Here is a 23,866-nt window from a genome sequence, read left to right as displayed (position 1 = left end):
GAAGCCTTGATAATCCCCCCTTCTAAATGGTGGGTGGAATTCAGGAACCGGTTGATTTTTCGAAAAAATTATAATATTCTTTAATTAAGATAATTGAAAAAGGGATTATACGAAGGTTTGGCTCTGATTTCCAATTTAACTGATAAGAAAGGGGTTAACGCAGAGAGATTTTTTAAGAAATTATGAAAGTTTCGGAAAATATTTGTAAAAGAATAAGAAAATAGACACATATACTGTGGAGAGTTAGGGGATGGAAAAACATTGGTTGCTTCAATTCTCGATACAAACGTAATTGTGACTGACCATTGGTGTAAAAAGTGTGGAATATGCATCGTGTTTTGCCCTAAAAAAGTCCTGGAAAGTGATGAATTAGGCAGGGTTGTGGTTGCCAAACCCGATCAGTGTATAGCCTGTAGGATTTGTGAACGGCTTTGCCCGGACTATGCTATCAACATTGAGGTGAAAAACAATGAGTGAAGCCAGACTAATGCAAGGAAATGAAGCTGTAGCCGAAGGTGCTCTGGCAGCCGGGGTTCGTTTTTATGCAGGATATCCGATTACTCCCTCCACAGAAATAGCCGAAATAATGGCCGGGAGGCTGCCTTCAATAGGTGGCACTTTTATCCAAATGGAAGACGAAATTGCCAGCATGGCTGCCGTCATCGGAGCTTCTCTGACAGGGGCCAAATCCCTTACGGCTACCAGCGGGCCGGGATTTTCACTCAAACAGGAGAATCTGGGGTATGCCATTGCCACAGAAGTTCCCTGTGTTGTGGTTAATGTCCAAAGAGGAGGACCCAGTACGGGACTGCCGACGGCTCCCGCTCAAGCTGACGTTATGCAGGCCAGGTGGGGTACTCATGGCGACCACCCGATCATTGCCTTAACCCCCTCCTCAGTCCAAGAATGTTATGAACTTGCAGTCCAGGCCTTTAATATGGCGGAGGAGTTTAGAATTCCGGTGATCTTACTTATGGATGAAGTCATTGGGCATTTGCGGGAGAAGGTTGTCTTACCGGAAGGATTAAGGATTGTTGACCGGAAGCGGCCTGATTTGCCGCCCGGTGAGTACATCCCTTATGAAAATAATGAGAGCCTGATCCCGGCGATGGCGAACTTTGGCGACGGTTACCGCTATCATGTCACAGGGTTAACGCATAATGAAAAGGGATTGCCCACAGGAAATCCGGAAGTGACCAGGAAGTTTATGCAGCGGTTAACCCAGAAGCTCAATCCTTATTTAGATCGGATTCAGTTAGTCGAAGAGGCGGAACTTGAGGATGCGGAACTGATCGTGATAGCCTACGGCTGTACGGCCCGTTCAGCGTTGGAGGCAGTTCATCTGGCCCGGGGCATGGGCTTAAAAGCGGGACTCTTCCGTCCCATCACAATTTGGCCTTTTCCGCACAAACAACTGGAGGCGTATGCTGAACGGAAGTACCTGGTTGTGGAAATGAACAGCGGGCAGTTAGTGGGCGAAATCGAACGCATCTTTGGTTATAAAGCCGTTGAACGTCTCAATCGTGTTGACGGAGAGCTAATAACTCCCAAGGAAATTCTTGAAAGAATCCGGGAGGTAATATAAATGTTCAAGGAGATTGCTCAGTATTTTCGAACCGAGACATTACCCCATATCTGGTGCCCGGGGTGTGGCATAGGAACTATAACGGCAGCGATTGTCAGAGCTATCAAAACGCTGCAGCTTGACCAGAACAAGGTGATCTTTGTTTCCGGAATCGGCTGTTCTTCCCGCATGCCGGGGTACTTGGATTTTAATACGATTCATACCACCCATGGAAGAGCCTTGCCTTTCGCTATAGGGATTAAGGCGGCCCGCCCTGAGCTGGATGTCTTCGTCATCATGGGAGATGGCGATTCGACGGCTATTGGGGGGAATCATCTAATTCATGCTGCCAGGCGGAATATTGACCTGACAGCTATAGTTATCAATAATAGTATTTATGGGATGACGGGTGGTCAGACGTCTCCCTTAACCCCTCATGACAAACGGGGAACCACCTCTCCTTTTGGCAACCTGGAGAGACCCTTTCAGGTTTTGGAGGTGGCTAAAGCAGCCGGTGCTACTTATGGCGCAAGGGCTTCGGCCTTTCATAATCAACTCCTCACTAAGCTGGTTATAGACGCGTATAATAATCTTGGTTTTTCGCTGGTAGAAGCGGTTTCTCAGTGTCCTGTGTCCTATGGCCGCCGAAATAAGTTTAAAACCCCGGCCGATATGCTGCTCTGGCAAAAGGAACACGCTTTCAAAGCGGGGCAGCAGGCCGTCAGTGAGGAGGATTTTCAGATCGGCGAGATTTTCAAGCGACAAGCCCCGGAGTATACGCAAGAATATGAGAAATTAAGACAGAGGTTAAGGGAGGGCATTATCTGATGGCTAAGCAGGAATTTCTGTTAACCGGAACGGGCGGACAAGGGTTGATTTTAGCGGCGATTATGTTGGCTGAGGCAGGAATCAGTGCCGGCCAAAATGTAGCTCAGAGTCAAAGCTATGGTCCTGAGGCCAGGGGGGGTGCCAGCCGGGCAGAGGTCATCATTGGCGATGAAAGGATTCATTATCCAAAAGTCGAAAAACCTGATTTTGTCTTAACCCTCAGTCAGGAAGCTTATAAAAAGTATGGGCTGCCCCTCAATGAGGAGGCCGTCCTGATTGTGGATAATTCTCTAGTCACTGAAGTTAAGCCGAGGAGTAAAAATTTTTATTCGCTGCCGATTACTAAAGCGTGCCGCACTCATTTTGGGTCTGAACAAAGCGCTAATGTCGTAGCTTTGGGAGTGGTAGCCTCCTTAAGCAGCGAAATACCTTGGGAGCACCTCAGGCAGGCCGTCGAGAGCCGGGCTCCCAAAGGGACGGCGGAACGAAACCTCAAAGCTCTGGAATTGGGGTGGCAAATGGGCATGGAAGCTGGGAAGGTGATGAACAGTGGCGGAAATAACAAACTTAGCTTGGACCAAGCATGATTTAGCCAGCTTAAAAGAAAGCCTCTCGGCAGTTTTGTTAGAGGAATGGGGCGGGCCCAGAAGCCCGCTGGCTCTTAAATATATTGATGAAACCATCATTCCGGATCTGGTGCATTGTTTTTTCAGCAATGCGGATTTGCTGACAAATCCTACCTTTGCCGAGATTGTTCAATGGAAACTTAAAAACCAGTTTGCTAATCCTGCGGCAGTTGTCGCGGATTTAGCCAAAGACTTGCTTGTGCCTGCTCAAGGGATCATCAAACGTCCGCAGGTTATGGACCCTAAAGAACCCTGGCGGCGAATTTTCCGGCTCTGGATCGGCGGCGAATCCTTGCCCAGTATAGCTGAAAGGACCGGCTACCCCTTAGATTATTTGGATTTGCTGATCCTGAGATTAAAAAAACTTAAAGGGTTTACGGCCAATACCAGGGCAAGCCTTTTAGAATGCCAGCAGAACGCTGAATTGAGAGAATTTGGCTTTGAACAGCTAAGTTTCTTCTACCAATTCCAAACAGCGGTGGAGGGAGAACCTTTATATAGGGAACGTTTAAAATTGGAACAAGTGATTTTGGACCTGGGAATGCCTATGCAAGTTCCGGATTTAGTGGCCCTGCTGGAGATTATTCATACTCATGAGGGCCAATTGGATGAGGATTCGCTGATTTCAGCCATGGGTGAGGCCTCCGGAATATGGGGATACGGAATAGGAGGCAACGGAGGAGACCAACGAGGTAATTTATTTTCCTTCGCCGTCATAGAGGGGCTGATTTCACTCCATTATATTCAGAAGAATAAAGCCGGGAAATTAACCCTTAGTGAAAAAAGCGCCCAAACAATTGCCGGCTTTTTGCTTCCTAAACTGGGGGAACAATTGAAAAAGGCAATTTTAATCCATGATCTGGAATTGGCGAAAGGAATTTTGCTTAGTCAGAATGAGGCGGTATTAGTGCGGCTGATTGATTGGTCTTTGGGCGAATTAAGTCAGGAACAAGCGTTTGCAGTCTTAAACGGAATTTATCAAAAGGTTAGCAGACGGGTGGATATATACCTGATAAAAGTGTTTGCCGGCCTGCCCCTGGCTTTTAATCTGCTCATGAAATGCTTGGCTGATAATGACAGCTTAATTCGAGCCGGGGCCTGTGAAGCCTTGGGAAGGATAGGAAATAAGGCAGCTGTTTTTTCCCTGATCCAATTGCTGCGGGATCCGGTGGTTGGGGTGAGGGAAATGGCCGCTAAAGCTCTCGGGGAAATGGAAGCTGTTTCAGCGGTCAAAGAATTATCGAGAGTAGCTGATGATTATGGTGAATCAATTAATGTAAGAGAACAGGCACGGGAGTCGATTCAAACAATTGAAAGACATAGTGGGGAGGGTTTTCCTCATGAGAAATAAGCGTCTCGAAACGGATGAATTTAAGGCCCGGCGCCAAGAGGTTCTTAAGCAATGGCCAACGGGAGAAGGGGTTAATTTCCAAGAAGCAGTCGCCTATCATAAGGCTATGCCAAGAGAGAACGTATTTGCGGAAGTGTTGGCTAAAGCTAAGGCAGAAGGACGAACCCTGGCCCAACCCAGGGCGGGAGTCTCTTTAATCGATGAACATATAGCCATGCTCAAATATCTTCAAGAGGAGGGTGGAGCGGATTTATTGCCCACGACCATTGATTCCCTGACCAGACAAAACCGTTATGGGGAAGCGGGAAAAGCGATGGACGAAGGCAAGATCGCCGGACACTCCATGCTGACCGGTTTTCCGGCGATCAATTATGGAGTAGTGGCTTGCCGTGAGGTCAATGAGTCAGTGAAGTTACCTTGTCAGGTACGCCATGGTACACCTGATGCCCGTTTATTGGCGGAAATTACATTAGCCGGTGGGTTTACGGATTTCGAGGGCGGCGGAATTTCTTATAACATTCCTTACGCCAAGAACATTTCTTTGGAAGAAACCATAACAAACTGGCAGTATGTGGATCGCTTAGTCGGTATGTACGAGGAGTATGGAGTTAGAATTAATCGCGAGCCCTTTGGCCCTTTAACAGGTACCTTAGTTCCTCCCTGTATCTCTCATAGTGTCTCAATGATTGAGGCTTTGCTGGCGGCCGAACAGGGTGTGAAAAATATTTCCCTGGGGTATGGGCAATGCGGCAATTTGATTCAAGATATAGCGGCAGTACAAAGTTTAATTGAACTGGGGGAAGAGTACTTAGCACGCTTTCATTATCAAGGTGTCATGTTGACCAGTGTCTTCCATCAGTGGATGGGAGGGTTCCCTCAAGATGAAAGCAAGGCTTTCGGAGTGATTTCCTGGGGTGCTGCTACAGTAGCCTTGGCAAAAGCGACTAAAGTACTCGTCAAGTCCCCCTACGAAGCCATAGGAATTTCAACGAAAGAGGCCAATGCTTCCGGGATTAAAGCGACAAAACAAATTTTGAGTATGCTTAAAGACCAAAGTTTCCCCGATACTCCCGAACTGCTGCGAGAAAAAGAGTTAATCAAGTCAGAAACCAGGTCAATCCTCAATAAGGTCTTGGAGTTAGGAGAGGGAGATATAGCTCTGGGCACTGTGAAGGGATTTGAAGCAGGGGTGTTGGATATTCCCTTTGCCCCCAGCAGGTTTAATGCGGGAAGAATACTGCCGGTTCGTGACTCCCAAGGTGCAGTGCGTATACTTGATCATGGAAATCTGCCCCTTAGCAAGGAATGTTTGGATTTTCACAGGGAGCGTATCGCAGAGCGCGGTAAGGAAGAAGGCAGAGAGCCGTCGTTTCAAATGGTTGTCGATGATATCTATGCTATCGGTAAAGGAAGGCTGATCGGCCGTCCGAGATAGGTAGGATTGCTGCGTGCGGTGGGGCAAAGGGCGGAAGATAAAGACACGCGTATTCTGACGAGGGGAGAGATTAGGCGAGTGAAAATGTTTGAATATATGGGCAAGGAAATTTTCGCCAAGTTCGGCCTTCCGGTACCGAAGGGCAGAATGGTTGCCAGTCCCGACGAGGCGTTTCGGGCAGCAGCGGAAATTGGAGGCCCTGTGGTGATTAAATCCCAGGTTTTGTCCGGCAAGCGGGGTAAAGCAGGCGGCATCAAGTTCGCCGATGATCCGGACGGAGCAAAAGCTGCAGCCCGGGAACTCTTTGGCCTGACTATCCAAGGACTGGCGGTTGATACCCTCCTTGTGGAAGAAAAACTTCAAATCGACAAGGAATTATATTTGTCCATCACCATCGACTCGGCAGCCAAAATGCCGGTGCTTATCGCATCGGCTCAAGGTGGAATGGATATTGAAGAGGTCGCTGAAGAGTATATCGTCAAGAAACATATCGATGTAGAACTTGGTATGCAAGGCTTCATTGCCCGGGATGTGGTCAGAAGAATGGGCATATCTTTGAATACCGCCCCAGGTAAGGAACTTGTGCAAATCATTAGAACCCTGTACCAAATTTTTATTCAAAAAGATGCGGATCTGGTGGAAATTAATCCGTTGGTGATCAGCGGGGATAAAGTCATTGCCGCGGATGCTAAAGTGACAATTGACGATGAGGCCCTCTACCGACAATCAGACCTGCCTAGGGTGGAAGAACGTACCTCCGTAGAAAAAGCGGCTCACGACCTGGGTCTTTCCTTTGTAGAACTGGAGGGAGACATTGGAGTTATGGCGAACGGTGCGGGGATTACCATGGGAACCCTGGATACCCTCACTTACTACGGCGGAAAACCGGCCAATTTCCTTGATGCCGGCGGCGGCACAGGGGAGGAAGGCACGGCCAAGGCTCTTGAACTTATTTTGTCCAGAAACCCTAAGTCAATTATTATCAACATTTTCGGAGGCATTACTCGTTGCGACGATGTTGCAAGGGCCTTTGCCTCTGTGAAAAAAAATAGAGGGATCCCGGTTCCGGTGGTTATTCGACTGGTAGGAACCAACCAGGAAGCCGGACGGGCTATACTTAAGGAAGCAGGCATAGAAGCCTATGACTTCATGCAGGATGCCGCCGAGAAAGCCGTTGAATTAGCCAAGTTGTAGTTCAATAATGGATCTGGGCAAGTTTTTACAAGGAGGGCAAGTTATTGGCTATAATAATTGATGAAAATACGAATGTATTAGTTCAGGGGCTTACCGGTAAACAAGGTCTTTTCCATACAAAGCAAATGCTCGCTTATGGCAGCAAGATCGTCGCCGGCACTTCCCCGGGCAAGGGCGGTGCCGTCATCGAGGGTATCCCTGTCTATGATAGTGTAAGGGCTGCCTGTGAACGTCAGCGGATTGATGCTTCTGTGATCTTTATACCGGCGGCCTTTGCCAAAGATGCTGCCTTGGAAGCCCTGGAAGCAGGAATAAAAGTTGTCGTAGTGGTTACTGAGCATATACCGGTCCATGATGAAATGGCTATTGTGGCTTATGCCAAACGAGTAGGAGCTGTCATTATCGGCCCCAATACCTTTGGTATTGTTTCCTCCGGTAAATGCAAGATGGGGATCCCGCCTAATCAGTTTTTCATCCCAGGTTCAGTGGGGGTTGTGGCCCGCTCTGGGACTCTCACCTACGAAATCGTCGGCAACCTCACCGCTCAGGGTATGGGACAGTCCACTGTGGTGGGGATCGGTGGGGATAGAGTCGTGGGTCTGAGCTTTGTGGACGTTTTAAAGATGTTTGAGCAAGACCCGGAGACCAAGGCCGTTGTTTTAATCGGTGAGATCGGGGGTAAATCTGAAGAAGAGGCTTCTCTTTATATAAAAGAAATGACAAAGCCGGTGATTGCCTATATCGCAGGGAAAAGTGCGCCCCCAGGCAAACGGATGGGACATGCGGGAGCTATCATCGAACGGGGAATGGGGACGTATGAGGGCAAAGCTAAAGCCCTAAGTGAAGCGGGGGCAAGGGTTGTGGAACTGCCCTTTCAAGTTCCGGAGGTTATTAAAGAGATATTGGGCAGAGAATAAAGGCGAGGTATGCTATAGGCAGAAATTAAATTAAATCATGTAATAAGAATTCTTTGATCGGGCATTCTAAGATTGTTTCCGGCAAAAAAAATGAATGAGGAGGAACGGCATATGAGAAGATTGGCTGCAAGCATTTTGGCTTTGGCTATGTTGGTTGTAGGAGCTGTGCCTGCCTTAGGGGCTGTTGATCAGGGTAAATTGAAGGAGATTAAAACCCTCCATCAGCAAATGTACACTATCAAAGCTCAGATTATTGATAAGGAAGTCGAGGCCGGAATTCTGGATCAAACAAAAGCCGAAAAAATCAAGGAAGCCATGCAAAAACGTCAACAGAAGATTGAGCAGGATATGGACAAAGGCGAATTTCATGGTTTTGGGCACAAAAAAGGCTGCGGTCATAAATCCTCTAAAGATTCTCCATCTGCTCAAAAAGCAGAGTAAAATCATTCACTGCTGACCCATGTCGGATAACAATGTAAGGAGCGAATCCCTAAAGGAAATTTAGGGGTTCGCTCCTTTTGACTTTTTAATTAAGTTTCTTTATCAAACAATTGAAAATAATTGCCTCAAAGTATAAGCTTATAAAGGAATCCAATTTTAGGCAGAGGGATCACCTATCTCCTAAAGTGGGAGTCTTCATCCAGTAAACCGGGGATTAGAAAAACATAAGGGAGAGGAGCAAGCAAATGGAAGAGGTTGTTATAGTAGGCGCGGCAAGAACACCCATTGGGGATTTTCTGGGATCTTTAAAAGATGTTTCAGCAGTGGAACTCGGGACGATCGCGGTAAAAGGCGCATTAGACAAGGCGGGAGTCGAGGCAGGCCTTGTTGAGGATGTTGTCGGAGGAATGGTCTACAAAGCGGGAGTGAAAGGAAACCCTGCACGTCAGATACAGCTGGCAGTTGGTATTCCCATTGAAGCTGTAGCGACGACAGTTGACCAGCAATGCGGTTCAGCCATGAGGGCTTTAGAGATTGCAACCCAACAAATGCTCTTAGGTAAATCGAGCATCAGTGTTGCGGTAGGAATTGAAAGCATGTCAAGAGCTCCTCATTTACTGCTTAATTCCAGAAAAGGTATTAAGCTGGGGCCGGATACATTACAAGATCATCTGACGTATGATGCCTTAGTGGATGCCTTTATGGGCTATCATATGGGCGTGACGGCTGAAAACCTTGCTGAAAAATACAACATCACCCGGGAAGAACAGGACAATCTGGCTTACCTCAGTCATACACGGGCCACAGAAGCTATAAAAAGCGGCCGGTTCAAAGATGAGATTATACCCGTCGAAATAAAGACACGTAAAGTCACAACCGTTGTTGAAGTCGATGAGCATCCCCGGGCCGATATATCCATGGAGGGTTTGGCCAAACTTAAGACCGCGTTTAAAAAAGACGGAACCGTCACGGCAGGGAACGCCTCCGGCATGAATGACGGAGCAGCAGCCTTAGTTTTAATGACAGCCGCGAAAGCAAAGGAACTGGGAATAAAACCGATCGCTAAAGTTCTTTCTACAGCTTCCTATGGCGTAGCTCCTGAAATTATGGGAATTGGGCCGGCCTATGCTATCCCTAAAGCTCTAAACTATGCCAATCTTGAATTGAAGGATATCGATTATTTTGAAATAAATGAAGCCTTCGCTGCACAGTTTTTGGCGGTCAACAGAGAGCTGAACCTTGATATGGATAAAGTCAATGCCAATGGCTCCGGAATTGCCTTAGGCCATCCTGTGGGATGTACAGGTGTCCGCATCATTGTGTCCCTGCTAAGCGAATTGAAACGGCGCGGCGGAAAATATGGTGTTGCCTCCTTATGTGTCGGTGGCGGGCCGGCTATGGCAACCGTTGTTGAAATGTTATAGGTTTTTAGGCTGATTGGCCAGGGCTGCCCCGATGGCTGCCCCGGTAAGGGTGCCTCCGGCTGATAATTTTACTCTCACTGGGCTGGCGTTACTATCTAACCCTTCACTTAAGGCAGCAGTCAGTTCCCCGGCGTAGCCAGGCAAGCCTTCGTACAGGGAACCGTCTATGGCCACAGTGTGAGGCTTAGTGAAGTGTGGGTCGAGATGCTGAATTATTCCGATCAAGCTGGCCGCTGCAAGCCGTGCCGAACGTTTTGAGAGCAGCAGGGCGATCCTTCGGAGGGCATAGCGCTCATGCTCTGGTAAAGGGAATAAGTGATTACCCTCCCCTGTCAGGATTAGAGTCATGTCTTTGCTGCTGACGGCATAAGGATGGTTCCAGCAGGCAGGAGGAGCAAAGTTTCCAAGGAATCCCCTCCGGAAAAAATCCAGGACAATCTGACGAAAAAGCTCTCCGAGGTATTTGCCGGAGAGCTTTTTTTCAAATAATTGTTCCCCGGGATTATTACTTTGCTGATCAAGGCTATGATCGTAAGCAGTTTCGGGAACAACTGAGAAGTTCCCGGACTCGGTGTTGATGATAACGGGTTCAGTGAAGCCCGGTGCTCTTTGTTCCAGGTAGCAGGTGTTGTGCCCGGTGCCGATGATCGAAGCGATGTCCACGCTGGGGTCTTGATAAGCCGCGGTCAGGAAAGCGGCTACAGTATCATTAATAATGGCGTCAGGTCTGACAACATTGCCAATGCCCAAGCGTCTCAGAGCCGCTGAGAGCAATTGGCCAACGTCTTTCCCAACCACCCCGGATGTTTGGATTTCTTTACCCCAATTGAGGAGAAACCCTTCTCCTATCCTTCGTTGGTGATAGGGGAAAGAAAAGGCAAAGCCCAAAGAAACTGGTTTTGAAGTGCTGGAATTCAGGACGGGACTGAAAGAAGAAACTGAGAGTGCTTTATGGACGATTCCTGCCAGGAAATCAAAAAGCTCCTCGCCTGTCACGTCTGAGGCACGGAGGTCATAACCGGAGTCAGGGTTTGACAAAGACCGGACAACTCGATTGAATTGCAGAAACTTTCCCTCTCCTTTAAGATCAACGACTGCAGCACGGGCATTTGAACCACCAAAATCAAGGGCCAAAAAGGTTCCTGATTCATTGCCCCTTGGAGCTTGAAGATAGGAAGGAAACATCTTAAGCGAGCTTATATTCCCGCTCAAGCCTTGCTCCATGTGCTCCTGAAAACGGGAGGCGATTGTTAAGATATGAGTCTTAGAGATCGATAAATTGTCCTCTAGTTGCGTAAGCGCTTGCTTTAACAAAACTCAACTCACACTTCCTCTCTGTGACGATAGGTAAGTTTTCAAATCATATGATTATAGTTTTCGTAGCATTCACGCCTTAATAATATCATTTTAGCTGTTCGTGTCTACTCCGAAAAAAGCCTCCTGGGTTAGACAGGGGGTCGGTTCTACTGTCTGGCTCTAGGGCGGAGCGCTTTTCAGCTGTGTTAACCCGTGGGTCGACGGTGTCTTCGATCTGCACGCGTCTGCGAGTTCCGCCGCTGGCTCGCTGGACGGTTCGCGAGCGCGTCCGAACCTCTGGGTATTTCTGGCCGCATGCTATGCCATCCATGGCGCATGCGGCACTAGGAACATCGTGTTCCGTCGCATGTGAACCTGCGGCGCGCTAGGGGGACGTGAATCGTCTGCGCTCGCCTTAGCGCGGCTCCACTGACGCATCCGCTTAGCAGATAAGCGCTCCTTCAGCCAGTTTGTTGGGAATGTAAGCAGAACTTTGGGGGGAGGCTGGTAAGGCTTCGTGGAATCTTTTTCATCTTCCGATGGTGCTGCGACAGCGGCATGGCAGGCTACCCTGAAAAAAAAGACCCTAAGGACATGCAGAAGAATCCCTAGACCCGCAAGCAGGGCAGCTTCGTCCACAGAAGTGAACCCATTGCATGGAGAGGCGGTAAAAGCCTACAAGACGGTGCGGGGAGACGGAGCCACGGGTTCACATCAGGTATTACCCTGAGGTTTGGCACGAAAGTGTCCGGTGGACAGTTTCGCCGAAGCGGCTATCTCCAAAGAATACTTATCCGCTGAAGGTAGCTCCCGCACCGGCGAGTGGGCGAGCCTCGGAGTGCTGCGGTACGAAGACACTGTCTTCGCACGAATTAACTAATCTTGCACGGATGTGGATGAAGCTGCCCGACCCGGGAGCACTCTCGTTTTCATCCTCTGTCCGGTGCTGCAGCAGCATAGAGGTCTGCCCAATATAAAACCCCTCCCATCGCCATCAATTTCCATGGCTATAGAAGGGGACTTCATTCCTTGTTACTTAGCTGATGCCGCAGAGTGGGATCTTTCCGGCGGATAAAGGCTGGCAGAAATGGCATTAATTCGACGGTTGCGATAGTAAATTAAGAGATCAGTCAACACCATCATGAAATTCAGAATGTATAAATACATGACAATATCAAACTGATAAAAAACTTTATGCAAGATCCCGGCTACATAACCAACCAGGATAACAATAAGAAACGATATGCTTTTACCTTCGGTTGATCGGGAAGTGTAGGACTTATAAATGGAAAAGGGCCAGGCAGCTCCGAAACAAACCAGCATAATGACTTCAAAGATACTCATTAAAACCACCCTATTTAAGTTGTATTGTCGTTACCGTCATAACAAAATTGACAGGGCTAATTATACAACGTTTTGAGGTTCAATAGTTAAGGTTTGTTAAAGTTCTATAATTCTAAAAAGACTGAAAAAGTCAAAAAAGGACCCGCATGGTTTCCAATACATGGGTCCATACATAAAAATCCCTAAAGACGGAAAATTACCTAGTAACTGACCCTTCGGAAGATATGTATGGCTGCGGTTGAGAAAGCAAAAGAACCCGGTTCTAATTTTTTAGGTTGTATGCGAAAACTGCATCGAGTTAACCTTAATGCCGGCAAAAAGTTAAAGAGAATTGCCAGGAGGTTTTTTAGAGGCCGAGATCGAGGTAGTTGTTCAATCTAAACTAATGAATACGGACGCATAACGAAAAATTGGACATTAAAAGCTAAGGGAAATGATTTAGAATCGGTATTGTGCTATGATTAAAAATATCCCTATAGAGAATTATGTTAGCCAGGTAGGAGGAAATAACAGTGAATCGGTCAGCATTAGTGGTCTTTAGTGGCGGACAAGATAGTACCACATGCCTGTTTTGGGCGATGGAGAACTTCGAAAAAGTAGAAGCAATCACCTTCAATTATAATCAAAGGCATAGGGCAGAGATTGATTGTGCGAGTAAAATTGCCAAGGAGTTACATATACCCCATTTGGTTCTGGATATGAGCCTGCTTAATCAGTTAGCACCTAATGCACTAACCAGAAATGATCTTGAAATTAAATCCGGCGATAATGGACAGCTTCCCAACACCTTTGTAGATGGACGTAACTTGTTATTCCTGTCTTTTGCGGCGGTCTCGGCAAAACAAAAAGGTATCCGCCACATTGTTACGGGTGTTTGTGAGACTGACTTTAGCGGCTACCCGGATTGCCGTGATATATTCATAAAGTCCTTAAATGTGACCTTGAATTTAGCCATGGATTATACTTTTGTCATTGATACACCTCTGATGTGGATCGATAAAGCGGATACTTGGGAATTGGCGGATCAATTGGGAAAATTGGAGTACATCCAGAAAAACACCTTAACCTGTTATAACGGTATTATGGGTGTGGGGTGTGGTGAATGTCCGGCTTGCAAGCTTCGAAGTGCCGGGTTAGAAAAATATTTGCAAAAGAAAGCTACACACAATCTATAACAGAAATGATTAAGCGTTCTTTTCTCACGATCAAAGTGAGTAAGGAACGCTTTATTGTTTAAATTTCCTAGTATAGATCTAAGTTGAAAATCAAACGATACAAAAAGGAGTTGAAAATAAGGAGGCTCAATTGAATGCGAAAAATTAAGGATAGATATGTCTTGACGGTAGTCACAGGTTTATTGGGTTTACTGGGAGTTACGTTTCTTGACAGAGTATCACTGAAATTAGGGTACTCAAGTCGTTCGTACCGGCACACCGCAGCAGGATTGTTTGTTAACAGCAAGTTTGGTGCAAGATCTAAAAGCGGACAAGCCTTCGGATTCATTATGAATGGCATTGCGAGCATTTTGGGGGCGGGGCTTATCTCAAGCCTAATCACAAAAACCGGTCGGGATTTCTATGCTTTAAAGGGATTAATTTCCGGAATCACTCATGGAGCTTCGTTAATGCTGCTCCAGGCTTACTTGCCCTGGAATAAAATGAAACCTATCAATGCCGTCAGCAATTTGTCTTATGTCGTGATTAACGGAATCTATGGGCTGATCTGTGGAATTGCTATTACTAAACTTGGGGACGATTCCTTGTTTGATATAGAACCGGCTAATGACTATTTATCTCCAACTCTAAAAACCTCCGAAGAAGGCAATCAAGAATTTCATCAATACCCGGTAATTGATACAATGATCGAAACGACGTTACATTAAAGCGAGATGATTTGGGTCTGAGAATTTAAGAAACCACAAAACTTCTTATTGACCTGGGAGGAAAAACCTGATAGAATCCACCCAATAACTTAATCATCTAATTGTGATGACGGGGTAAAGTAAACGGAACGATCTTTCCAGGGAGGCGGCGTCATAGACTGAAAGCGCTGTTAAAGTATCAACCGTCGAAGGTTCACCTCTGAGCTGCCAGACTGAAACCCAAGGGTAAGTAGGTTTGGTCGGAGACTTCCACCGTTAAAAGGAAGGGGGTATAAGGAATAGATATTGGAAAATATTATTATTCCCGTACTTTGAAATGAGGAGGGGTCTTTTTATAGACCCAATCTGGGTGGTACCGCGAAAAAACACTTTTCGTCCCTTGAGGGATGAGATGTGTTTATTTTTTTGTCCTGATTTTGCAAACCGAAGGTGAGAGGGGGAAAGCGGACCGTATACGTGATGAACCGTTGTTGAAATAAAAACTTGAGGAGTGATAAATGTTTATGAAAAAGATGATAAGGGGATTAAAAGGTAAACTGGGGATTGTTCTTTTGTTGGTATTCAGCTTACTAATCAGTGCCTGCAGCCCTTCCAAGGAGGCCCAAGTTAATACAACAGGAAAAGAACCCTATAAGATTGGTGCGGTGTTAGATATCAGCGGCAATTCCTCTTCTCTGGGGGTTCCCGAACGGGACACCTTGTTAATGATGGTTGAGAAGCTGAACGCCAATGGCGGGATAACCGGACATCCTGTTGAATTAATGATCATGGATAACAAAAGTGATGAGACAGAAGGGGTTTTGGCGGTTAAAACATTGATCGAGAAAGATGTGCTGGCCATTCTAGGCGCCAGTTCGAGCGGAACATCCATGGCGATGATTAAAACCGTTCAAAGTGAAAAGGTTCCTATGATTTCTCTGGCTGCCGCCAGCAGCATTGTTGAGCCAAGCAATGAACGGCAATGGGTGTATAAAACTGCCCAAAGCGATATTGTAATGATCAATAAGATTATTAGCTATCTTAAGAACAATCAGTTAAATAACGTAGCTTTTTTGTATATGAATAATTCCTACGGCGACAATGGGAAGAAAGCGATCTCTGAAGCAGTAAAGGATAGCGGGATTAAGATTGTCGCGGAAGAAAAATTTGATGCCAATGACAAGGATATGACAGCCCAGTTAACCAACGTAAAAATGAGCGGGGCACAAGCCGCAATTGTTTGGGCGATACCTCCCTCCGCCTCAATTCTGACCAAAAATTTCAAAGATGTAGGTCTTTCCATCCCGCTGATTCACAGCCATGGAGTAGGCAATCAAAAATTCATTGAACTCGCTCAGGGCGCAGCGGATGGTGTTATCTTGCCAATCGGTAAACTTTCCGTTGCACAGCAAATTCAAGATAATGACCCTCAGAAAAAAGTACTGGAAAGCTATATCGCCGACTATACCAACAAATACAACACTGAGCCTAATTCCTTTGGGGGGTATGCCTGGGATGCGTTTAGTTTGTTAGTAAATGCCTTAGAGAAGGCTGGCCCCGATCGGGCTGCGATCCGGGATGAGCTGGAAAAGACCCAGGAATTTGTCGGTATTTCAGGAGTGTTTAACATGACTGCCCAGGATCATAATGGTCTGAAGGAAGATTCTGCTGTTTTGGTACAGGTCGATCAAGGAAAATGGAAGCTTATAGAATAATGGGGTGTTTTATTGATGGGAGAACAACTATTGCAGCTATTATTCACCGGATTGACCTTGGGAAGCATCTACTCCATTATTGCGCTAACCTTAGTTACAACCTTTAATGTTACGGGCATATTGAACCTGGCTCAGGGCGAGTTTGTCGTGATCGGGGCTTTGCTGGCCGTCAGTTTACAGGGAACCGGGATGCCCATGCCCGTAATTTTTATAGTTTCAGTGATCTTGGTCGCTATCCTGGGAGGGTTGCTGGAACGAGTGGCAATCTACAGAGCGCGAGGCGCCAGCAGTCTAAGCATGCTGATAATTACGATCGGCCTTTCCATTGCTTTGCGGGGATTAGCCCTCCTGATTTGGGGAACCGAAACTTATTCCCTGCCCGCCTTTTTTAAAGGCGGGCCCATACTCCTGGGAGGTGCTTCCCTAAATCCTCAGAGTATCTGGATTTTTGCCTTAGTTGGGATTACCCTCGCCGGGTTATATGGTTTTTTTGAGCATACCTTCTGGGGTAAAGCTGTCAAAGCTTCCGTTTATAACCAAACCGGAGCGAGGCTGCAAGGCATAAACTTAAATACTATCTCCTTTTTGGCCTTTGTTGGAGCAGGAGGGTTGGGGGCAGCAGCCGGGGTAAGCATCGGTCCGATTACCATGGTAACCTATGATATGGGGTTTATGCTGGGAGTCAAGGGTTTTGTGGCTGCCACAATCGGCGGTTTGAGCAATGTTGGCGGTGCAGTTATAGGTGGGATTCTCCTGGGGCTTTTGGAGTCCTTCAGTTCCGGACTTATTTCTTCGGGGTTAAAAGATGCTATCTCCATGATTATTTTGCTGGCAGTTCTTTTGTTTCGGCCTGAGGGAATTATTGGGGCAATAAGAGAACGCAAGATATAAGTTGCTAAACAGCTTAGATGAGAGGTGAAACAATGAAACTGAAAAATCACAGAGGCTTGATCTTCTTAATGCTGCTCCTCTTAATTCCTCTGATAATCGACAGTAACTACCTGTACAGTACCCTTGTCATTATCGGTCTTTATGCGATTATTGTCCAAGGTTTAGGGATTTTAATGGGATATGCCGGTCAGGTTTCTTTTGGGCATGCAGCTTTTTTTGGGTTAGGTGGATATTCGGCGGCAATATTGACCACCCAATTTAATTGGCCTTCGCTGCTAGCGCTTTTGGCCTCGGTAATACTTCCGGGAATGATTGCCCTTCTTATCGGCCGGCAAACCCTTAAGCTGCGCGAACTTTATCTGGCCTTAGCAACCCTGAGCTTTGGTATTTTAGTGCATATTTTCTTCAATGAGGGAGGGGAACTGACGGGTGGGCCTTCAGGAATCAGTGGAATCCCTGATCTTTCGATCGGCGGCTTCAGTTTTGACAATGATCTTAAATTCTATATACTTGTTTGGATATTAGTGCTGCTGCTGCTAATCGGGATCTATAATCTGGTCCATTCCCGGACCGGCCGGGCGCTCTGCTCAATTCGGGAAAGCGAGTATGCGGCGGAAAATGCCGGGATTGATTGTGCCCGGCTCAAACTCCAGGCGTTTATCTTCAGTGCCTTGTTAGCGGGTCTTGCCGGAGGATTATATGCTTTCTTCGTGACCTTCATCAGTCCCTCTCCGTTCAGTTTTCATACGTCGGTCCAATTTGTCCTGATGGCGGTCATCGGCGGCTTGGGTACTTTTTGGGGGCCTGTGATTGGCGCGGCTGTGGTGGTTGCCATAAACGAACTGCTGCGTGAAATTGTACCCATATTGATACCGGGGGCGGGCGGTGAGTATCAGATTATTATTTATGGAATTATCCTAGTCGGACTCATGATTTTTCAGCCTAAAGGACTGAGCAGTATCACTCAATATTTCAGACTGCCACTCAGAAAGGAACTGAAAACGGGTGTTAAATAGGCTAAAAGGGGATTAGCGAATGCTTCCTGAGGGAATTCCTTTAACAATGTGGAGACATTTACTTCTATAGAAGTGGGTGTCTCCACATTCTGCTATTGTCTATAGGAAGCTTTAGCAAACGAGTTTACTTTGTTTTGAGCACTTACTAAATATACTTATAGTACGAATGGGTTTGGTTGTTCGTTTACAGATGGTTTCTAGGGCATATAGTTCCTTGCAATTATTGGAAGGCGGCTATTGATGTTTGCACTTCCTTTGGATATACTTTTAGCATCATATATACTTTTAGCTACAGGGGGAGGGGATGCAGCTATGGTGGAAATGACAGTAGAAAAAGGTAGGGAATCAGCAGGAAAAAACCAAATCGGAGGATGTGAGGTTAGGTTAGTTCAAGTAACTAAACAATTCACTCAGGGTCAGGAGCGGGTAACAGCCTTGGATAAAGTGAGTATAGAAGTGAAAACAGGCGAATTCCTGGCAGTTATGGGGGCAAGTGGGTCGGGTAAGTCTACGTTGTTAAATTTGGTAGCAGGATTAGATAAGCCCACTCAAGGAGATATTTTTCTTAACGGGCGGTCAATTTCCGGTTGGAAGGATAATCAGCTGACCCTTTTTCGGAGAAGGGAAATCGGGTTTGTCTTTCAGCTATTCAATCTGATCCCTACCTTAAGTGCTGAGGAGAATGCCGCTTTGCCTTTACTTATGGCCGGCCAGCCCCGCTCAGCTTGGCAACCAAAAGTAAGTGACTGGCTAAAGCGAGTGGGTCTCGAAAGTCGACGTAAACACTATCCGACAGAATTATCAGGGGGACAGATGCAAAGGATAGCCATCATACGCGCTCTCATTCACCACCCTTCCCTTATTCTGGCTGATGAACCTACCGGTAACTTAGATTCTAAAACCGGGGATCAGATGCTGTTTATATTGAAAGAAATAACTGAGGATCTGGGAGTTACAGTCATCATAGCCACCCATGACCCCATGGTTGCCGCTTATGGTCACACTCTGATCACCCTGAAAGACGGACGAATCCTCGATCCGGCGGCGAGGTGAGAGATTTGTGTTAAGTATAAAGTTGGCCCTGGCCTATTTTTGGCGTCGTAAATTGCGGGCAATTCTAACCACGCTGAGTGTGGCGGTAGCTATAGCGGCTTTAGTTGCTTTGCAGGGTTTGAATAGTAGTATTGATTATGCGAGTGAAGAGTTATCCGGTTTACTAGGGGGCAAAGCCCATTTGGAGGTAAAAGCTCCTCTGGGTGGTATAAGTGATTCTTTATTGGCTGCAGTACAAAAGACTGCCGGGGTACAATCGGCAGTTCCCTTCGTACAGAGCTCCACGCAAGTTAAAGAATTGTCGGGATTTGCCACGATTATGGGCATTGTACCCGGAGAAGATGTAAAGATCCGAACTTACCGGTTAATGCAAGGTCGGATGCCAGAAGAGGGTCAGCGGGAAATAGCCGTACCAGAGGAATTGTTGTGGGGTACGCAAGGGCAAGTAGGGGATAGCTGGCGAATCCAGACCCTGCAGGGCATGCAGGAATTTAGCTTGGTTGGGATCTTGGAAGCCAGCGCAGTGGCCAAGACCAGTAGCAGCGCAGTGGTCTTTATGCCCATGACTACGGCTCAAAAAGCTTTCGGGCTGGAGGGCAAACTATCACACATAAGCGTTGTCCTACAAAACCCGGACAATACACTGGCGGTGCAAAAAGCCTTACAGGAGAGCTTGGGTAATAGCGTCGAAGTGCTCACTCCCATGAGTCGGAGTGGGAATGATGACAAAATGCTGGTTTTCCTTAAGAGCCTTAATAATGTCTATGGGTTTATGGGATTGTTCCTGGCTTTGTATGTCATGTATAACTCCATGAGAGTCTCGGCATCCGAACAACGCAGTCAACTTGGCATCCTGCGTGCCTTAGGCTGGCGACGTTGGGAAATTTACAAATTAATCATTACCCAGGCTATCCTAATTGGTGTGACCGGCAGCACTCTGGGGCTCTTCTTAGGAACCTACTTGGCTCAAGGGTTGCTGAGCACAGTGAGCGATACTCTTCTTGAAGTGTTCAAGATTTCTATTCCCCGCATTCGTTTGGCAGCGACTGATTACGCCATAATCTGGCTGACCGGCGTGTTGACATGTATTATCTCCGCCTGGCTGCCTGCCTGGAAGACCGCCGATATCGCTCCGATCGAGGCTATGAATAGCCGATACTCTAAAATAGAACTCGGTTACGCTCGCTGGCGGGTCGCGGCCGGTGCCATACTGAGTCTTTTGTCAGGGTTGATTCTGATCTATGTGAATAACATGTCCTTATTATTCCAAGCCGCGTTATCCGGTATTGTGATTGGGGCAGCCGTCTTGATGCCGCCTTTTTTGATTATAGCTTTACAGAAGTTGGAACCCGCAGCTGAAACGTTCTTTGGTTTAACTGGCCGTCTGGGGTTAAGCTCCTTCCGGTGTAATCCAAGACGCGCGGTGTCGACCGGGATGCCAATACTTCTGGGGTTAGCTGTGGCGTTCGGCTTTTTGGGAATACTCGCCAGTGTTAATCAGACATTTTCCAACTGGGTTAATGCCGTAATTTCGTCAGACATTGTAATTACCCAGGGACTACAGACCTTCTCCAGTAATCAAGTAGGTTTACCTGAAGAGCTGCTGGAACGGGTCAGTAAGGTGGACGGGGTAAAAGTCGCCGGCGGATTACGTACCACCGGTATTCAATGGCGCGGCAATCCTATTGATCTTCAACTGTACGATTCCTCAGTTAGCCGCCAATTAACCAAGCCCCCTGTGCTTGAGCCTGGGAAGGATGAAGCCTGGGATGCCATTGAACGAGGAGGAACTATCTGGGTTTCTCAATCAATGGCTTTAAAATATGGCGTGCACATAGGAGAAAATCTGGAGATTCCTACTCCTGCCGGTACTATCGAGTTTCCGGTTGTTGCCATAACGAAAGATTTCTATAGCTATAATGGCAGTGTGTATATGAACCGCCAAGACTATACCCGGTATTGGGGTGACAACTCTATTGATCATATCTACTTAGCCGTAGAACCGGGCGTGCCACCTGCCTTAGTACGGGATCGGTTGGAAGCAAATCTTAAAAGTGACTTTCAGGTGCAGGTAACCTTAGCTTCAGAATTCAGGGAAAGCATGATTGAGTTAAACAGAAGTTTATGCGATATTTTCAACTTGATGATTATCGTGATCCTTCTGGTGGCAGCAGTGGGGACTGCCAATTCTATGCTGATTTCAGTACTGGAGAGGGGCCGTGAAATCGGTGCTCTCCGGTCTGTGGGGCTTACACGCGGGCAAATTAAAGGTATGTTGATGATTGAAGTAGGGTCTTTATTCATAGCCGGAATTCTACTAGCCATTCCAGTGGCAGCTAGTATTCAGATGGCGGGCATAATGTTTGATAAAAACGTGAACGGGTGGGTCTTGGAGGTAACTATCCCTTGGGTTGAAAATTTCGGCATCGCTGTCGCCATGGCCTTGGCAGTTGGCCTGAGTGCATTGTATCCAGCCTGGTTGGCCTCAAAGATTGACCCAGTCAAAGCGTTGCGTTCTGAGTAAAAACGAATAAACAGAAAGCTAAGGAGAGTAGTTAGGAATGCCGGTTAAACACGCCATCTTAGGTATCTTAAAAGAAGCCCCACGCCATGGATATGAACTTAAAAGTATTTTCGATGAACGGATAGGGAACTTTTGGAACCTTAATTACGGACAAATATACACGACACTGGACAGGCTGGAAAAGGAGGGTTACGTTAGTGGTACTGAAGAAGAGCAAGATTCCCGGCCGGACAAGAAAGTGTACAATACCAGCCCAAAAGGGGTCCAGGAGTTAGAGCGTTGGCTCCAGGAACCGGCTACCAAACCCAGGCCTTTGCGAGATGAACTGTTTATCAAACTATTGTTCATTAGCAGGGAGAATCCGGAGCTAGCCCTTCGTCTCATTGAGCGACAGACTCAAATATACATGGAGCAAATGAGAGAACTGACTAAAACTAAGTACCGTCTGGCCAAAGACGGCATTAACCGGGAGAATATGATGACTGATCTGCTCACGGATGCGGCATTGTTTCACGCGGAAGCCGATGTCCGGTGGCTGAACCATGTAGAGGCTAAGATCCTTGAGTACGCCAAGACGTAAATGCTTTTCTTTTGAGTAAGTTTCCTTCGGTCCCCCTATCCAATTGGAGAAGGGGGGCCGAAGTTTTTTTATAACAAATGTCCCTTGTCGTTTTCCCATTTTATGCCGTGAATTTAGGAATTAATTAATATGTCCTGGCAGTTTATGCAATATAATAGGATATTTTACAAGTTTACAAATTATCTATTAATTGTAGTCAATATTTTTTACGTATATACTAATAGCTATATATATACTTTTAGCTATATGTTTGAAAGTGTGCAACTATGGTTTTAATCATAATTTATGAATAACTCAAGCGCCGAGACTGATATTAGCAAATTAATATCAGTTTTAAGGTAGATATAAAGGAAGGAGGAAATAAGGTTAGATGATATGAACTATGTCACAACCTTAACGCGAATGGAAGCGAACTCATTCAACTAACGTTGAAGTTAAAGCGAAAGGGGGAGAAAAATGTCAGACAACTTTGCTGCGGTGGGATTATTGCTCGTGTTTGCAGTAGTTTTACCAATCGTCGTTATGACTGTAGTTCATCTGTTGGCACCCCATAAACCGCATAAGGAGAAATTAAAAACCTATGAATGCGGTAATGAGCCAATTGGTAAGGCCTGGATAGGATTCAAGAGCAACTACTTTTTATATGCGATTGTCTTCGCCGCCTTTGATGTGGAAGTGATTTTTTTGTATCCTTGGGCATTAACGTTCCGGAGACTAGGAACATTTGCTTTTATTGAAATGTTTATTTTTATGATTATTCTTATCGTCGGTTTTTGGTACGCCTGGAAAGAAGGTGCTTTAAATTGGATGTAAAAATAGAGAAAGCGTTGCGCGACGCTGAGGCTTCGGCTGAAAAAAACATTTTGCTTAGCAGCATTGAAAAGTTCTTGAATTGGGGGCGGGTACATTCTTTTTGGCCTAATTCTTTCGGCCTGGCTTGTTGTGCTATTGAGATGGCATCAACAGGAAATCCACGCTATGATTTATCCCGTTTCGGTTATGAAGTGTTCCAAGCCTCTCCGAGACAAGCTGATTTGATGATTGTGGCGGGAACTTTGACGAGGAAAATGGCACCGGTGGCACGGCGTATCTATGATCAAATGCCGGAGCCAAAATGGGCTATCGCTATGGGCAATTGTGCTTGCTCGGGGGGGCCGTTTGCAGATTCTTATGCGGTGGTACCGGGGGCGGATAGTATAATTCCAATTGATGTCTATATACCGGGATGCCCTCCCCGGCCGGAATCCTTGATTTTTGGAATGTTGCAGCTAAAACAGAAGATCCAAAATCCTGCTAAGGCGAGGTTAATTAAGTATGGCAAATGATATTTTGAAGGTTCGAGTGGGGGAGTTAGCAGCTAGGGTTAACGGAGAGGTTGCAGAGAGCCTTGGTGAACTCGAATTAACCGTTGACGGCGGATATTCAATAATAGCGTTAACAGAAGCTAAGAATTTTGCGGATGCCCCGTGCGATTTCTTGCATGACTTATGTGGAATGGATTTGGAGGATCACCTCGAAGTTGTTTATCAATTATCCAGTCTTCGCGGTCCTCAGCGTTTACGAATTGTAGCCAGAGTTGAACGGGACAATCCTGTGCTTGATTCGGCTACCCACATTTGGAAGGGAGCGGACTTTTTAGAGCGTGAGGCCTTCGATATGTTCGGTATACAGTTTAGAGGACATCCTAATTTAAAGCGTATCTATATGTGGGATGATTTTGATGGGTATCCACTGCGGAAAGATTATGTTACCGAGAGTTATGAACAGCGTGCTGTTATGCGAGTAAGAAAAGAAGGGGAATAGAGG

Annotated in this window: 25 protein-coding genes and 1 other annotated feature; of the genes, 23 read left to right on the top strand and 2 right to left on the bottom strand. The window is 46.5% G+C overall.

Going from position 1 to position 23,866, the window contains the following annotated elements; translation table 11 throughout:
- The first annotated feature begins 261 nt into the window (after nt 1-261).
- The 10 genes from DESYODRAFT_RS20710 (at nt 262) to DESYODRAFT_RS20665 (ending at nt 9,780) form a co-directional block, all read left to right on the top strand.
- Entirely contained in the window at nt 262-477 is a 216-nt protein-coding gene (locus DESYODRAFT_RS20710) for a 4Fe-4S dicluster domain-containing protein (protein ID WP_007786088.1), read from the top strand.
- A complete protein-coding gene (locus DESYODRAFT_RS20705; protein WP_007786086.1) occupies nt 470-1,585 on the top strand; it encodes a 2-oxoacid:acceptor oxidoreductase subunit alpha in 1,116 nt (371 codons plus the stop codon). Before DESYODRAFT_RS20710 ends, DESYODRAFT_RS20705 begins: the two co-directional genes overlap by 8 nt.
- On the top strand, nt 1,586-2,392 hold the full coding sequence (locus tag DESYODRAFT_RS20700; protein WP_007786085.1) for a 2-oxoacid:ferredoxin oxidoreductase subunit beta: 807 nt from the start codon (nt 1,586-1,588) through the stop codon (nt 2,390-2,392).
- Complete coding sequence (locus DESYODRAFT_RS20695; protein WP_007786083.1) at nt 2,392-2,979, top strand: 2-oxoacid:acceptor oxidoreductase family protein; 588 nt, start codon at nt 2,392-2,394, stop codon at nt 2,977-2,979. The genes DESYODRAFT_RS20700 and DESYODRAFT_RS20695 overlap by 1 nt, the downstream gene beginning before the upstream one ends.
- Nucleotides 2,942-4,369, top strand: a complete 1,428-nt coding sequence (locus DESYODRAFT_RS20690; protein ID WP_007786082.1) for a HEAT repeat domain-containing protein — start codon at nt 2,942-2,944, stop codon at nt 4,367-4,369. Before DESYODRAFT_RS20695 ends, DESYODRAFT_RS20690 begins: the two co-directional genes overlap by 38 nt.
- Nucleotides 4,359-5,804 (top strand): methylaspartate mutase subunit E, encoded by a 1,446-nt coding sequence (locus DESYODRAFT_RS20685; RefSeq protein WP_007786080.1) that lies wholly within the window; start codon nt 4,359-4,361, stop codon nt 5,802-5,804. The genes DESYODRAFT_RS20690 and DESYODRAFT_RS20685 overlap by 11 nt, the downstream gene beginning before the upstream one ends.
- A 78-nt stretch (nt 5,805-5,882) precedes the next feature.
- Nucleotides 5,883-6,998 carry an ADP-forming succinate--CoA ligase subunit beta gene (gene sucC / locus DESYODRAFT_RS20680; protein ID WP_042339951.1) on the top strand — a complete coding sequence of 372 codons (1,116 nt, stop codon included), beginning with the start codon at nt 5,883-5,885 and terminating at the stop codon, nt 6,996-6,998.
- 44 nt (nt 6,999-7,042) lie between these two features.
- The gene (sucD, locus tag DESYODRAFT_RS20675; protein ID WP_007786077.1) at nt 7,043-7,915 is read left to right on the top strand and encodes a succinate--CoA ligase subunit alpha; all 873 of its coding nucleotides are present in this window, start codon (nt 7,043-7,045) and stop codon (nt 7,913-7,915) included.
- A gap of 111 nt (nt 7,916-8,026) precedes the next feature.
- Nucleotides 8,027-8,356: a DUF2680 domain-containing protein gene (locus tag DESYODRAFT_RS20670; RefSeq protein WP_007786075.1), complete on the top strand. Its 330-nt coding sequence runs from the start codon at nt 8,027-8,029 to the stop codon at nt 8,354-8,356.
- Nucleotides 8,357-8,601: 245 nt separating this feature from the next.
- Entirely contained in the window at nt 8,602-9,780 is a 1,179-nt protein-coding gene (locus DESYODRAFT_RS20665) for a thiolase family protein (RefSeq protein WP_007786073.1), read from the top strand.
- Here DESYODRAFT_RS20665 and DESYODRAFT_RS20660 read toward each other — a convergent pair.
- Complete coding sequence (locus DESYODRAFT_RS20660; RefSeq protein WP_007786071.1) at nt 9,775-11,094, bottom strand: hexokinase family protein; 1,320 nt, start codon at nt 11,092-11,094, stop codon at nt 9,775-9,777. The genes DESYODRAFT_RS20665 and DESYODRAFT_RS20660 overlap by 6 nt on opposite strands.
- 499 nt (nt 11,095-11,593) lie before the next feature.
- Here DESYODRAFT_RS20660 and DESYODRAFT_RS27635 point away from each other — a divergent pair, with 499 nt between their 5' ends.
- Both DESYODRAFT_RS27635 and DESYODRAFT_RS28435 read left to right on the top strand, forming a co-directional pair.
- A complete protein-coding gene (locus DESYODRAFT_RS27635; RefSeq protein WP_083842209.1) occupies nt 11,594-11,806 on the top strand; it encodes a hypothetical protein in 213 nt (70 codons plus the stop codon).
- A 3-nt stretch (nt 11,807-11,809) separates the two neighbouring features.
- Nucleotides 11,810-11,956 carry a hypothetical protein gene (locus DESYODRAFT_RS28435; protein ID WP_157137229.1) on the top strand — a complete coding sequence of 49 codons (147 nt, stop codon included), beginning with the start codon at nt 11,810-11,812 and terminating at the stop codon, nt 11,954-11,956.
- A 152-nt stretch (nt 11,957-12,108) separates the two neighbouring features.
- Here DESYODRAFT_RS28435 and DESYODRAFT_RS20650 read toward each other — a convergent pair whose 3' ends face one another.
- Complete coding sequence (locus DESYODRAFT_RS20650) at nt 12,109-12,420, bottom strand: PQ-loop domain-containing transporter (protein WP_007786070.1); 312 nt, start codon at nt 12,418-12,420, stop codon at nt 12,109-12,111.
- 512 nt (nt 12,421-12,932) lie between these two features.
- Here DESYODRAFT_RS20650 and queC point away from each other — a divergent pair.
- From queC to DESYODRAFT_RS20595, 11 genes are all read left to right on the top strand, one after another.
- On the top strand, nt 12,933-13,595 hold the full coding sequence (gene queC / locus DESYODRAFT_RS20645; RefSeq protein WP_007786069.1) for a 7-cyano-7-deazaguanine synthase QueC: 663 nt from the start codon (nt 12,933-12,935) through the stop codon (nt 13,593-13,595).
- 134 nt (nt 13,596-13,729) lie between these two features.
- Nucleotides 13,730-14,302, top strand: coding sequence for a hypothetical protein (locus DESYODRAFT_RS20640; RefSeq protein WP_007786067.1), 573 nt, complete (start codon nt 13,730-13,732; stop codon nt 14,300-14,302).
- A gap of 97 nt (nt 14,303-14,399) precedes the next feature.
- Nucleotides 14,400-14,685, top strand: a binding site (T-box leader).
- Between the two features lie 120 nt (nt 14,686-14,805).
- Nucleotides 14,806-15,996, top strand: coding sequence for an ABC transporter substrate-binding protein (locus DESYODRAFT_RS20635; RefSeq protein WP_042339950.1), 1,191 nt, complete (start codon nt 14,806-14,808; stop codon nt 15,994-15,996).
- Nucleotides 15,997-16,011: 15 nt separating this feature from the next.
- Nucleotides 16,012-16,887: a branched-chain amino acid ABC transporter permease gene (locus tag DESYODRAFT_RS20630; RefSeq protein ID WP_042338922.1), complete on the top strand. Its 876-nt coding sequence runs from the start codon at nt 16,012-16,014 to the stop codon at nt 16,885-16,887.
- Nucleotides 16,888-16,919: 32 nt separating this feature from the next.
- Nucleotides 16,920-17,903, top strand: coding sequence for a branched-chain amino acid ABC transporter permease (locus tag DESYODRAFT_RS20625; RefSeq protein ID WP_007786061.1), 984 nt, complete (start codon nt 16,920-16,922; stop codon nt 17,901-17,903).
- Nucleotides 17,904-18,143: 240 nt separating this feature from the next.
- Entirely contained in the window at nt 18,144-18,956 is an 813-nt protein-coding gene (locus tag DESYODRAFT_RS20620; protein WP_007786060.1) for an ABC transporter ATP-binding protein, read from the top strand.
- 7 nt (nt 18,957-18,963) lie between these two features.
- Nucleotides 18,964-21,480, top strand: coding sequence for an FtsX-like permease family protein (locus DESYODRAFT_RS20615; RefSeq protein WP_007786058.1), 2,517 nt, complete (start codon nt 18,964-18,966; stop codon nt 21,478-21,480).
- A 37-nt stretch (nt 21,481-21,517) separates the two neighbouring features.
- On the top strand, nt 21,518-22,060 hold the full coding sequence (locus tag DESYODRAFT_RS20610; protein ID WP_007786057.1) for a PadR family transcriptional regulator: 543 nt from the start codon (nt 21,518-21,520) through the stop codon (nt 22,058-22,060).
- A gap of 456 nt (nt 22,061-22,516) precedes the next feature.
- Nucleotides 22,517-22,873 (top strand): NADH-quinone oxidoreductase subunit A, encoded by a 357-nt coding sequence (locus DESYODRAFT_RS20605; RefSeq protein ID WP_007786056.1) that lies wholly within the window; start codon nt 22,517-22,519, stop codon nt 22,871-22,873.
- Complete coding sequence (locus DESYODRAFT_RS20600; RefSeq protein WP_007786054.1) at nt 22,864-23,385, top strand: NADH-quinone oxidoreductase subunit B; 522 nt, start codon at nt 22,864-22,866, stop codon at nt 23,383-23,385. The genes DESYODRAFT_RS20605 and DESYODRAFT_RS20600 overlap by 10 nt, the downstream gene beginning before the upstream one ends.
- Nucleotides 23,375-23,863, top strand: a complete 489-nt coding sequence (locus tag DESYODRAFT_RS20595; protein ID WP_007786052.1) for an NADH-quinone oxidoreductase subunit C — start codon at nt 23,375-23,377, stop codon at nt 23,861-23,863. The genes DESYODRAFT_RS20600 and DESYODRAFT_RS20595 overlap by 11 nt, the downstream gene beginning before the upstream one ends.
- Nucleotides 23,864-23,866: the final 3 nt, after the last annotated feature.

Origin of the sequence: Desulfosporosinus youngiae DSM 17734 (assembly GCF_000244895.1) — a bacterium.
Lineage (GTDB): Bacteria > Bacillota > Desulfitobacteriia > Desulfitobacteriales > Desulfitobacteriaceae > Desulfosporosinus > Desulfosporosinus youngiae.
The sequence above is the reverse complement of the archived record's forward strand: the minus strand, read 5'-3'. Positions and strand labels throughout refer to the sequence as shown.